At 62.7% G+C, this 12,361-nt stretch carries 12 protein-coding genes; 5 read left to right on the top strand and 7 right to left on the bottom strand.

Annotated elements, in window-relative coordinates:
* Positions 1-198: 198 nt before the first annotated feature.
* Entirely contained in the window at positions 199-939 is a 741-nt protein-coding gene (locus QPK29_RS30545; protein WP_371772098.1) for a substrate-binding periplasmic protein, read from the top strand.
* A gap of 64 nt (positions 940-1,003) precedes the next feature.
* On the opposite strand, the gene QPK29_RS30540 is transcribed toward QPK29_RS30545, so the two are convergent.
* On the bottom strand, positions 1,004-2,113 hold the full coding sequence (locus QPK29_RS30540; protein ID WP_371772099.1) for a helix-turn-helix transcriptional regulator: 1,110 nt from the start codon (positions 2,111-2,113) through the stop codon (positions 1,004-1,006).
* A gap of 95 nt (positions 2,114-2,208) precedes the next feature.
* Here QPK29_RS30540 and QPK29_RS30535 point away from each other — a divergent pair, with 95 nt between their 5' ends.
* Both QPK29_RS30535 and QPK29_RS30530 read left to right on the top strand, forming a co-directional pair.
* Positions 2,209-3,243, top strand: coding sequence for a hypothetical protein (locus QPK29_RS30535; RefSeq protein WP_056124567.1), 1,035 nt, complete (start codon positions 2,209-2,211; stop codon positions 3,241-3,243).
* Between the two features lie 13 nt (positions 3,244-3,256).
* Positions 3,257-4,612 (top strand): hypothetical protein, encoded by a 1,356-nt coding sequence (locus tag QPK29_RS30530; protein ID WP_371772100.1) that lies wholly within the window; start codon positions 3,257-3,259, stop codon positions 4,610-4,612.
* A 355-nt stretch (positions 4,613-4,967) separates the two neighbouring features.
* Here QPK29_RS30530 and QPK29_RS30525 read toward each other — a convergent pair whose 3' ends face one another.
* From QPK29_RS30525 to QPK29_RS30500, 6 genes are all read right to left on the bottom strand, one after another.
* Positions 4,968-5,573 (bottom strand): GAD-like domain-containing protein, encoded by a 606-nt coding sequence (locus QPK29_RS30525; protein ID WP_056124561.1) that lies wholly within the window; start codon positions 5,571-5,573, stop codon positions 4,968-4,970.
* Positions 5,574-5,656: 83 nt separating this feature from the next.
* A complete protein-coding gene (locus tag QPK29_RS30520) occupies positions 5,657-6,262 on the bottom strand; it encodes a GAD-like domain-containing protein (protein ID WP_056124558.1) in 606 nt (201 codons plus the stop codon).
* Positions 6,263-6,345: 83 nt separating this feature from the next.
* Positions 6,346-6,951: a GAD-like domain-containing protein gene (locus tag QPK29_RS30515; protein WP_056124767.1), complete on the bottom strand. Its 606-nt coding sequence runs from the start codon at positions 6,949-6,951 to the stop codon at positions 6,346-6,348.
* A gap of 14 nt (positions 6,952-6,965) precedes the next feature.
* Positions 6,966-8,390, bottom strand: a complete 1,425-nt coding sequence (locus QPK29_RS30510) for a DUF6861 domain-containing protein (RefSeq protein WP_371772101.1) — start codon at positions 8,388-8,390, stop codon at positions 6,966-6,968.
* A gap of 413 nt (positions 8,391-8,803) precedes the next feature.
* Entirely contained in the window at positions 8,804-9,352 is a 549-nt protein-coding gene (locus QPK29_RS30505; protein ID WP_056124553.1) for a DUF2726 domain-containing protein, read from the bottom strand.
* Between the two features lie 10 nt (positions 9,353-9,362).
* A complete protein-coding gene (locus tag QPK29_RS30500; RefSeq protein ID WP_371772102.1) occupies positions 9,363-11,126 on the bottom strand; it encodes a class I SAM-dependent methyltransferase in 1,764 nt (587 codons plus the stop codon).
* 133 nt (positions 11,127-11,259) lie between these two features.
* Here QPK29_RS30500 and QPK29_RS30495 point away from each other — a divergent pair, with 133 nt between their 5' ends.
* Positions 11,260-11,499: a type IV toxin-antitoxin system AbiEi family antitoxin domain-containing protein gene (locus tag QPK29_RS30495; RefSeq protein WP_371772103.1), complete on the top strand. Its 240-nt coding sequence runs from the start codon at positions 11,260-11,262 to the stop codon at positions 11,497-11,499.
* A 445-nt stretch (positions 11,500-11,944) separates the two neighbouring features.
* Positions 11,945-12,361 (top strand): hypothetical protein (locus tag QPK29_RS30490; RefSeq protein WP_400189899.1); only part of this gene is annotated, 417 nt, incomplete at its 3' end.

Here is a 12,361-nt window from a genome sequence, read left to right as displayed (position 1 = left end):
GCCAAAGTATGGCACTTTCACCACTGAAAGTCTTGCTTGGAAGAATTTAACGCCAACTGACTCGGCAAAATGTCGCAAATACGCTACCGGTGAGTGGTCAACATTGCCGGCTTGTTATGCGTTGCCGCGTGCGCGATGTTGCTGCTATGCTAGTTAAACGGGTTGTCCGCCGGGGACGCCCGCACTGGGTGCGAACGTATGAAAACGACAGTTCTTGCCGCATTGCTGGCGGTAGCGTGCGCGTGGGCGCGGGCGGAGCCGGCGCCGCGGCTGTACCTGACCACCGAGACCTCGGCACCGTACAGCATGCGCGAAGGCGACCGCGTGACGGGGATCGGTACCGACATGGTGCGCGAGATCATGGTCCGCTCCGGCATCGCCTATTCGATCGACCTGCTGCCCTGGAAGCGCGCCTACACGGCCGCGCTGGAACGCAAGGACGCCTGCGTCTATTCGACCACGCGCACGCCGGAGCGCGAATCGCATTTCAAATGGATCGGACCGATCGGCGAGGCCGAGTGGGTCCTGATGGGCCGCGCCGACCGCCGTTTCGACGTGCGCACCCTGGACGACGCGCGCGCCTACCGCGTGGGCACCTACAACGGCGACGCGCGCGACCAGTTCCTGCGCGCGCGCGGCTTCAACGTCGACCCCGCGCCGAACGACCTGATCAATCCCCGCAAGCTCATGATGGACCGCATCGACCTGTGGGCCGCCAGCATCCGCCGCGGCAGCCTCACGCTCGACCGCCTGGGCTACGCGGGCAAGGTGGTCCCGGTCCTCGTGTTCAACCGCATCCGGGTCTACCTGGCCTGCAACCGCGCCGTGCCGGATGCGCTCGTCGCGCGCATGAACGGTTCCCTGGAAGCCATGGAGCGCGACGGGACCTCGAGCGCGATCGTGCACAAGTACGACGACTGGGGCGTGAAGTCGCGCTGACCGTTCATGCGACCGGGATCGGGCAGGCGACCGGCGTGCCGGTCAAGGCTGCCTGGCCGTTCCGTCAGTCGCCCTGTTGCAAGGCGAGCGCCTCGGCCAGGAAGGCGCACATCTCCTGTTTGAGATCGGCTGGCGCCAGCACCTTGGCTTCGCGGGCCATGCTTTGCAACATGCGGCGCAGCGTCGACGTATTGGTCACGGTGGCCATCAGTTCCCGTTGTCCGGCCATGTTGAGGAAGATGGTTTGGTCGTCGGACAACGGCATCTCTTCCAGTGTACGCGCGAAGACGTCCGCGTTCTCGCCGCCGGCGAAGCGCAGGTGCAGGGTGATACGGCCCTTCGACCACATCTCCAGCGTGCCGCGCGCGAGCGCCTCGTCCAGCGTGGGCACCCTGATGTTGCGCGCGACCGGATCGCCCAGTGCCACTTCCCGCATGCGGTGAAGGTGGAAACTCTTGACCGTCATCGCCGCTGGATCCAGGGTGACCTCGGCCTCGTCGACAGCCAGCAGGCGCAGCGTACGGTCATGAATCACGAGGCCGACGGGATACACGCGATGCGTCTTGTTCACCTCGGACCTGGCCGCGCGATAGACGAGACGCAGCATCAGGTTCTTCATCAAGGCCTCGTTGACGGTCTGCAGATGCGCCGGAGCTACCTTGCCAGGTCCCATCGGCCGGCCGTCCGGCAGGCGGCGGATCTTGTCCTGGTAGGCGATGACTTGCCGATGCGCGTCGGTGTGGTGCAGATGCCGCTGTTTCCGTTCGATCGTCGCGACCTGCTCGTCCAGCGCCCGGCGCGCGTCGCGCGGCAGGAACGGCCCCAGTTCCTGGCGGGCGAAGCTGGCCACCAGCGCGTCGACGGCCGTCACCGATTTGAACAGAGGGATCTTGCTGTGCGCGGTCGTGAACCATTCGTTGACCCTGCCGTCGTCCGCGCTGGGACGGGACTCCACCTCGAGGCCGAACTGTCGCCGCCACGGACCCTGCGGGTCGGCGAGGTCCCGCAGGTCACGTTCGAACGTGCGCCGATCCACCGCGAAGGTGTCTCCCAGCCTGTTGATGAGCTGGTCGACTGTCGCCCCCTGTCCGGTACCGTGCTCGGGCAGAAGGGGCAACAGGTCGATGATCGCCAGCCTGCGGGCCAGCTGTCGTTCGGTGGAATCTCTGGGCATGGTTCCCGACGTATTTTGTCGCTAATCCGTCGCACTATATCGGTACCGGTGCCGGGCAACAAGCCGCGGGAATCGGATATCGAAAGGAGAACGCATTGAAGCAGACGACGAGCGCGCCACACCTGTTGCGCGAACTGACGGAGCTGGGCAACCTGGTGTTCGGCATGTTTACCGGTCCGCACGTGATCGTCCGGCACTGGCCAGTGTATTACCGCGTGTATGTCGAAGTCGACGGACTTTGCCGTGAAGTCAACCGGCTGGCCGGGCATCTCGCGCGCGGGTTTATCCACGCCGACGACACGGTCGATGCGGACAGGATCGCGGATGCGAATGCGTGCTTCGCCCGCGTCGACGGACACGTGCGCACGACGGGGGCGCTACTCGCGGACGTCGTGCGCGACCGGCTCGTGATCCCCGCCAATCCAACGCTGGTACAAATCGTGGACCGCCATTTCGCGCCGGAGAGCCAGTGGTACCGCGGCGTGCAGGCGCACTACCGGTCGGGATGCGTCGCGCCGGATGGACGCACGCTGGCGCGCACCGTTCTGCCCATCGATCCACATCCGGCCCGGTGGGGCGGGGACGAGGCCGCCATCGAACAGCAGCAGTTCGAGCTGGCGCCGGCGTACGCGCGCACGTTGAATGACCGAACCATCCGGCAGGTGCAGACGGCTCTGAACCAGGTGTACGCCGCACTCGGCGGGTATTTCGTCCAGCGCTGTCCTTCGGTGGGCGCCCTGCTGCATCCCCGTTCGACGCCTGGGCCCGCATCCATGGGTTTCTTCTACAGCGCCAGAACCCTGCACGAGGAGCATGAACCGGTCAGGGATCCGCCGGGTGGCCTGGCCGTGTACGTCAGCCGCGACCATACGTTCGCGACAATCGGCACGCGCGGGATCCGGCCGGCGGACGGGACGCCGGGGCTGATCATCCACGTAACCGTCGACATCACGGAAGAAGATCCGGCGAAGCGGCCGGCGCGCTTCATTCCCGCGCAATCGCATCACAACGGCGAATATACCGCGGCCGGTGCGGATGAACTCAAGACGCTGCTCTTCCGCGCATTGATCGACGCCGGCCTCGTGCCCCCGGGCGCCAGGTTCGACGACGAACGCTGGCGTTATTTTTGACCGAAACGCGCGCTTGACCCGCATTGCTATAATTCGGATCAAAGTTTCTTTAAAGAAAGTTTATCGCATGAACAGAAACGCATTTATCGCGTCGTCGGACGTCGCCGCATTCACGGACTGGCTGGCTGAACACTATCGTAGCCTGTCGATCCGGCTCGACATCAAATCGTCGCGCTTCGTCCCGGGTGGCATCCGTACGGACGTTTCTGGACTGGACTTGCTGCGGCATTACCGCTGGCGAACGAAGGGCAGCGAAACAGGCAACTGGCAGGAAACGCGGGATTATCTGCACGAACTGGGCGATGCGTTGAAGCGGGCCATCGCCGGCCGCAACGAGGACGAGGTGCTGGACGTCTGCCGCCGCGTCCTCGCGTGGGGTGGTAACCGTAACGATGCAAAAGGCGCCATGCCGTTCCTGAAAGCGTTGCATGCGGAGGGAAAGCTGGCGGAATACCTGGGCACATCAAGCCGCGCATTCGCGCTCGACGTCGCCGTCGTTGACGCCAGTCGGCCGCAGGCTGTGAAGATGAACTCGATGCTGACCAAGGTCCACGCGCTCGCATCGCACGACGGATTGCCGATTTACGATTCGCGGGTCGCGGCGGCGATCGCTGCGCTCGTCGAGTTGTGGCGCCGCTCGCAGGGCAAGGCAGGCGCACCGCTGCCATCCGAACTGGCCTTTCCGGCGACACCGTCCGACCGCTCCGTGCACAGCCTGTTCGCGGATGCGCAGAGCCCCGGCGTGCTGTCGTACGCACCCGCCGCCGCCGCCGCGACGGCCGCCGACTGGTGCAGCGCAAAGATCCGGCTTGGCTGGCTGATGGCCGCGGTGTCGGAGAAAGCGCCCGGGCTGTTCGCGGCAGAGGCGGCAAAAGACCGCATGCATGCGTTCGAAGCGAGCCTGTTCATGATCGGCTACGACGTCAGCTGCCTGAAGGAGAACGCGCCGGGGGCTGGCATCGACGAGCGGCAACGCAAGCACATCCAGCGGGCGGGGGCGGCACGGCTCAGGCGCGATCATGCGGGTTTGCCGCGCACGCTGATCAGCACGCTGAACGGCAAGACACCCAACATCAGCTACGCGGGCAACGTCCACATCGGATTTTCGGGCGTCTGGAGCGAGACGCCGTTCACCATCGACAGTGACTTCCTGCAAGATTTGCTGAACGATTTTCCAGCGGGCGAGGAAGCTGGTCTCGGTGCCAACATGACCGGCGATGTCGAGCCCGGCACGCTTGGCTACTGGATCAATCAACACTACCCGGCCAAGTCGCGCAGGCTGGCGTCCGTGCTGGCGCCGATTCTGGTCGCCGAAGGCTGCGTGGAATCCATCACTGGCGTGTACCCGATCCGCCTGCGGTTTCTCTGAACGCAGTGAATCCTGCGGGCGCCGCGCAATCAGGAGCGGACTGCTGATTCAAACTTCGGCGCGCAAAAAAACGCGTTCCCGGAGGGAGAAATGAGGGTTCTTGGACTTTGCGGGACTACTACGGATGAGTAGGTTCCGGCCGGAATCGATGAGTCCGCTGGATGCCGCGTCGCTGCTGGGTTTTCTTGGCAAGCTCATCTGTGGCATGGATACACGCATGGATACACAGCTGGTTAGGGTATGGGTGCGGTTTTCTAACGCGGAATACCGCTGACCACTTTGACCCTTGTCGCGGATCTTGGTTCACTGTCGTTTCCAGCCGAGGGAAGGCTGACGTTGCGCCAGCTATTGCCGATCAGACTTCGATCACGTGGAGCGGCGCGAGCTGCGCGATGAAAGCAAGGTGTTCGACCGCCTTGACCTTTTGCAGGTGAGCGAGCGTTAGCGTTCCACCGAGCGCGGGCGCCGGAACGAAGCCGTACATGTCGTCGTGTGCAAGGCGTCCCAGCTTTTGCAATGCGGGTGCGAACAAGCCTTCGACGTCATTGAAGTGGCGCCACAATCCCCCGAAGAACACGCGCATGGCGAAGTCGCGATCGATGCTTTCATCCGGCATAGACGAAAAGCAGCACGACGCCGGCGCAAAGATACGCAGCGTGTCGCCGGTTTTCTCGCCCCACAGGTAAAGCGTGCCGAACGCACTGCGGGCGATGACGTGATACGCGTCTCGTTCCATGAACGGCGTATCGCCGATCCATGCTTCGAGCGCAGGTTCGTATTCCTGAGGATTAACGGTCCAGAACAACCCATCCGCATAGCCGCACCAGCCGTACTCGTCCCAGTACGCCAACAACTGGTCCGGCAGTTTGCCGCGATAGCGTGCGATCGTCGATGGCGGCACGTCGCGCCTATCGATCGCCGGTCCAAACTCTGCCAGGAAGCAGGCGAAATCTTCATCCATGTCAAGGGTCCTTTGGCGGGAAGCGGCTGCGCCATCGCGGCCTGGACTGAGGCCGGTCACGCGGCCGGACGGCACCCGCCCGATCACATTACGGTTACGTCAAGCGGCGCAAGCTGTGCAAGGAGGACGAGGTGCTCGACCGCCTTGACCTTGCGCAGGTTGGAGAGCGTTAGAGCGCCGCCCAGCGCGAGTGCCGGAACGAAGCCGTACATTTCGTCGTGCGCGGGGCGCCCCAAATGCTGCAGGGCCGGCGCGAACAGGCCCTCGACGTCAATGCCCTTGCGCGACATTCCCCCAAAGAACAAACGCATTTCGAAATCGCGGTCGATGTCGTTGTCGGGAGGCGATGCGAAACAGGTCGAGGCTGGCGCGAATATGCTGAGTGTGTCCCCGGTCTCTTCGCCCCAGAGGTAAAGCTTACCGAAAGCGCTGCGTGCGATGACGTGGTAGGCGTCCTGTTCCATGAATGGTGTATCGCCGATCCACGCTTCGAGCGCAGGCTCGTATTCCTGAGGATCGACGGTCCAGAACAACCCATCCGCATAGCCACACCAGCCGTACTCGTCCCAGTACGCCAACAACTGGTCCGGCAGCTTGCCGCGATAGCGTGCGATCGTCGATGGCGGCACGTCGCGCCTATCGATCGCCGGTCCAAACTCTGCCAAGAAGCAGGCGAAATCTTCATCCATGTCAAGCGTCCTTTGGCGGGAAGCGGCTGCGCCATCGCAGGCCTGGACTGAGGCCGGTCACGCGGCCGGACGGCGCCCGCCGATCAGATTTCAGTTACGTGAAGCGGCGCAAGCTGTGCAAGGATGACGAGGTGCTCGACTGCTTTGACCTTGCGCAGGTTGGAGAGCGTTAGAGCGCCACCGAGCGCGAGCGCCGGAACGAAGCCGTACATTTCGTCGTGCGCGAGGCGCCCCAACTGTTGCAACGCCGGCGCGAACAGGCCCTCGACATCATTGGCCCCGCGCGACATCCCCCCAAAGAACAAACGCATTTGGAAATCGCGGTCGATGTCGTCATCGGGAGGCGAGGTGAAACAGGTCGAGGCCGGCGCCATCACGCTGAGTGTGTCTCCGGTCTCTTCGCCCCAGAGGTATAGGGTGCCGAAAGCGCTGCGTGCTATGACGTGGTAGGCGTCCTGCTCCATGAACGGGGTCTCGCCGATCCATGCCTCCAGTGCTGGCTCGTACTCCTGGGGATTCACGGTCCAGAATAACCCGTCCGCATAGCCGCACCAGCCATACTCTTCCCAGTATGCCAGCAACTGGTCAGGGAGTTTGCCGCGGTAACGATCAATCGTCGAGGGTGGCACGTAACGCCTGTCAATCGGTGGTCCAAAATGCGTTAGAAAAAGAGCGAAATCCTCATCCATGTTTGGGGGTATCCTCATTTGCAGCGTTCAAGTTTTGCGTTCATTTTCATTGTAGTGCGCAGCGATTCGGGTACGCGTTCGGCGGCTTTGTCCAGCTCGGCCAGTCGAGTGGTTCTCGCGCCGTTCTCTTTAGTCCACGCCTTCCATTGTGCTCCGATACGCGAATTGATCGAGCGGTCGCCAAACCCGGCGATCACGTCCCTCCCGCCGGCGACCATATCCGGATTATGCAGTGCGGCGAGGACTTTCATCTGGTCGGTCGCCATCTCGGCGGCCTTCGCCGTCGCTTCGAGGCCAGACAATCCCTGGTTGCGCAGTGTGTTGAAGAACTTGCGTTCCAGCTTGCCTTTATGGGTTGTACGGGCCGTGCGCGCCATATTCGGATTGCGCACCACCGTGCGGGTTTCGAACGCGTCGCGACCATCGAGGTAATCGGCCACCGTCATGTCGTTGAGCCCGGTCTCCTGCCCGGCCAGTTGGCGGTCGAATTCAGGAAAGCGAGTCGACGGCAAGCCGTTGGTCTTGAAACACGGAACCTTCGCCGTCGGCATCAGGAGCGGGCGGGATCCCTCGCTCTCGCGTCGTCCGTCACGCGGCCGCGATGGCGGCGGCTCCTGCGCGGGTCCGTGCGGACCGCCAGCGCCTCCATGAGTCGCCTGCAGCGCCGGTTGCCGACGTAGCCGCTCTTCGTTCTGCTCAACCCAGGCCGCGACGCGCGGACCAAGCCGGGGGCTGCGCTCGATTTCGTTCAGCAGGACCACCCGGTCAGCCTTCCCTCGCGACATATACGCCGTCATGACGGACAGGATCGCCATCATCACGATCACGTGGCCGTTGGCGAGGTCGAACGCTGCCACGGCGGTGTCGCCGCGCATACCCAGGCCCAGGCGCAAGCGGTCGTCCTGCCGCTCGGGACCCCATGCTTCCGCGATGCCTTTCTGGTAGTGCCGCAGCGCGGCCGGTATCGCCTCTGCGATGCCTTCCACCAGCGACTTCAGGCCCAGCACGCTCAAAATGAGACCGCCGACGTAGCTGCCCGCGGCGGCGCCGGCGGCAGCGCCCGGCACCGCACCGATGCCACCAAAGAAGGCGCCGCCGACACCGCCGATGAATCCACCGATAACGGTCGAGCCACCGTAGATCAGTGCCAGGTCCTGGCACGCCGACACAAGGATGGAGGCGATCATCGACAAGTCGATACCAGCGAGGCGCTCGACGATCATGCGCTGCGCCAGCGGCCCGGAGTCGTGCAGCGCCTTGCGCACACGATTTACGCGGCCGAGCTGGTCATAGCCCCACGCGCCGCCCAGGTGAGCCGAGGTACCGGCGGGCCGTCCCATGCTGTCGTACTGTTCGCCGTGACCAGGATGGCCACCGCTCCACGTCAACTGGTCTTCTTTTCGCTTCAGATCGTTCCAGACACGTGATACTTCCTGCATCGCCAGTCCCCTTGCGCACACCGTCCGACACCGCTCACTGCACGTCGCCCTAGTCGCAGCTGTCGTCGACAGAACCTCCCGAGGCGGCCATGACATCAGGCCTTGGCGCAGACGCGCACTCAGACGACGGCGCTGACTCGGTCGAGTTACCGCCCGGCATGTTATCCGATTGTCCTGACTACCCGCGCTCGATAGACGCTGGCCTTAAGCCTGCCGGCACGGTGGCTAAGAGCCCTGATTCGTGTCGTCCATTTGCAGCGATGCCCGGTCGGGACGATGGTTGAACTACCGGATCACATCGGAGCTGTCGGGCGTGTCTGCGAGTTCGCCGTCGTTCGCAATGATGGAAGGGCCGCCATCACGGCAGCCCGAACCACAAATTTTGTCATGACGAAATCCGGCGCATGCGCGGACTATTGCTGTGTGAGTGACGTAGCGCCGGCAGGCACGGCACCCTGACCGGTAGGTTCGGTTGCAGCCTTGCCGGCCTCGGTCACCGTGGGGCCGAGAATCATGGCCCGGATGGCCTCGACCTTTGGCTTGTTACGCGCCTGGAAGCGGATAGTCCGTATGCCCGCCTGTTCGAGTCGCGCGTCCCGCAGTTCATCCTTTGCGCGCGAGTGCGTCTTGTCGTCCAGTTCGACGACCGCGACGACCTCGCAGCGTCGGGTGCAGACGACGTAATCGACGCGCTGCTGGGCGATCCGCAATCGGTCGCCATGGGCTGTTCGCTTGTCGCTACTCGCCGTGTCGAGCAGGGCTGACATCGCGACCTGCGGAAAAATGTAATGGTCAGGAAGTGCTACGACGAGTCGGCCGAAGAACTCCTCCTCGTTATCGGTCATGAATCTGCGGCGGCGGTACGCACCGGTGCGACCTTTTCCCTTCGCCGTCTTCAACTGCACTGCGAAGATTCCCGCTAGAAGAACGGCAAGGATGACGATGACGAAGATAGTTTTCATGTGTGCGAACTCATTCGATAGTCGGTTGATGCATCGATGGGAGGCTTGCGGCCGCTGCCCGGTTGCGATCGGAGGTATTGGCCGGCTCCCAAGGACGCAGTCCCTGATCCTTGCTCAACCTGATGCGATGGACTTTCATCGCGTCGATGACGTCGGCCGGCTCCGGCGTGGCCACGAGAATCGGCAGCGTCTGCGACGCCTCGAGGAAGAACTGGCGCCTCAGACCGTCGCCCTGGCTCAGGAAGGCGTCGTTCCACCAGCTGCTGATGGTGTCGCTGGCGCGTTCCAGCGCGGCCTGGGTGACGAGCCGGTTCGACTTCTGGATGTTGACCTGGCGTGACGCCGGCATCAGGTTCCATGCGTCCCCGCAGGGCCAGGCGGCGAACGAGAAGCAGTGGTCGACGTCGTACTCGTCGCGCAGGCGCGCGCCGGACCAGACGCAGTACACCGGCTTGCCGGCCGCGCGCATGCGGTCGACCGCCGCCCTCGCGAAGCCGGTGTCGCGCGCGGGATCCACCCATGCGAGCAGCGAGTGGGCGAGGGCGCGAACGTCCGGTCGCCCGTCGTTGCAATAGGACTCCATCAGCCTGACCCACTCCGACACGAGCACGGGCTCGATCCACACGTTGTAATGCGTGAGCGCCTGCCAGATCTCGAGCGGGATGCGGAAGTCGCCGAGGCTCCACAGGAAGGCTTCGTCGATCTGCAGCGGGGACGGCGTCGATGCCATGCGGCGCCGCGTGACGTCGAAGATCGGTTTGTCGCTCGCGGGCCAGCGCAGGTAGTTCGCGGGCATGTTGCGGATTACCTGCGAAATCTCGGAAAGACTCTGGTGCAGGTGCTTCGCCGTCTGGTCGCTGAACACGGAGCCGATCCGCAGTTCGACCGCGGTCACGGGCCGCAGCGAGGTGAAGCTGTTGGTGACGAAACCGGGGCCGGTCCCGAGCCGCGTGAGCGGCATCTGGGGCAGGGCGTGTTCGATCAGGGGCTTGTACATGCGCAGCCAGAACAGCGATACGAGACCCAGCGGCACGACCACGGAATCCGCGTCGTAGCGGGCCAGTCCCGCAGCGGTATCCGCGCTGCGGGCAAGCACGCGCAGGAGCGCGATCTTGTACGTCGACGACTTTTCGTCCACGAGGATCAGGTGCCGCAGCAGGGGCAGGGCGCCCAGGCCGTCGTCGGGAAGCCCCAGCACGACGTTCGTCCACGACACTTCGCTCCGCCCCAGCTTGTCCTGGCTGTCGCTGGTGTGGACGATGCGCAGGCCGAATTGCTGGGCAAGGCCGGCCAGTTCCGGCAGCGAGACCTCGTGCATCGCACGTTCGGTGTCGGGCGCGCCGAGCCGGAGGCTGATGGCGATACGTCCTTTCGGCGCCAGCAGCGTCGCCAGCTTGCGCAACGCACGCTGCCGATCGGATGGAGGAATGTGCATCCAGACGGCGGACAGCAGGATGAGGTCGAAGCTCAAGCCGAGGCGGCGCACGTTCGCGAGGTCAGGCAGGCTGTCGGACAGCCATTGGATCCGGCTCGACGTGTGTTTTGCGCGCGCGTGGGCGAGCATGGCTTCGGATGGCTCGACGGCCACGACGTCGTATCCCTTCGCCGCGAGCCACGCCGCGTCCCGGCCGGAACCTGCGCCGATATCGAGGACCGTGCTTCCCGACGCCGGCAGTATGCCGATCAGGTCCGCGTGGACGTCCTCAAAAGACAGCGACTCGTACTGAGTAACCAGCCGAGTTGCGTGCTGTTCGTAATAGGGGATAGCGGACATCGACTGCTGTCGTTGCTGTTGAGCTAATTGCTATTGTAATGCGGAGCTGTTCAATATCTATATTTTTGTTTCAAATGGGCAATCTTTGACAAGGTTGGCAGGACAAATTCCGTCATGACGAAAACCCGCCTCTTTGCGCGACGCCGGTCGAGGTTTTGTATGGGGTGGTGAGATAAAGCTCCAGGCCGACCAAATTCTTGAGCTGGCACGATTCAAGGGCGTGCCGAGTACACGCGCTGTGGACTGCGCCGGCGTATCGCTCGCACTACTCGCGTCGCTGACCGACGAAGGCCGGCTGCTCGAGCTGGGTCGCGGCTTGTATGCTTTGCCCGACAGCGCAGCATCCGCCTACGACAAAAACGATGGCTGGTAATGGACGAGCTCAAACTTTGGCGCACAAAAAAACCGCGTTCCCAGAGGGCGAAACGCGGTTTCTTGGACTTTGCGGGACTACTACGGATGAGTAGGTGGTGCTCCGGCCGGAATCGAATCCTCCTATGAAAAATAGGTAACTTTTGATGAAAATACCATCAAAAATACCAACAATATTATTTGATGGCATCGGAACGCCTTGGATCTCGTAAGACTTGCCCGAGGCAGCAAGTCAGTTATAATTGCCTTATTGCAACTAATTTGCAGTCGTTAGTCATACTACTGGCCGACACGGAACGATACCTACAGCTATGAACTATGGCTCAGGCCGCAACTTGCGCCGTATTCTTGGACCTCAGCAGACTGAGGAGCCTGCCCACAGTCAGTTCAATCGTAACTTGTACACGAAATCGTAAGTTGTACAACCTTAGTTATGGATAATAGCCTTGCGAAACAAGGATCAAACTTTTACTCAGGATAGTTTTTCACGTGGCGTGGAGGCAGAGCTTCTCAGACTGCCTCGGGCGGCAGAACTACTTCGCTGCACCGTGGAAGAACTTCTGAATCTTGGCGCAAACGGAACAGTTGGCGTTATTGCTCCGATTCTCGCTGGGGGACGTTACACATGGCCTCGCGCTGACGCTAGTCTTGCATTCCCGGAAGTCGATCATCCATTCACAAAGGAATTTGGGGTGGGGGACCGGGTGTGGCTTACCAAGTACGATCTTGCTTGTATCGAAGCTCAAGGATGGGCAACACCGAACACCTTTTATGCGCCTCACATTGCTAGGGAGCCGCTGAACAATTCACTTTCGCGCGCGAAAGTCGACCAGATCGCTGGCTGGGTTTCCCAGCATGTCGAG

The sequence above is a fragment of the Massilia orientalis genome (genome assembly GCF_030411975.2).
In the GTDB taxonomy this organism is placed as follows: domain Bacteria; phylum Pseudomonadota; class Gammaproteobacteria; order Burkholderiales; family Burkholderiaceae_D; genus Telluria; species Telluria orientalis.
The sequence above is the reverse complement of the archived record's forward strand: the minus strand, read 5'-3'. Positions and strand labels throughout refer to the sequence as shown.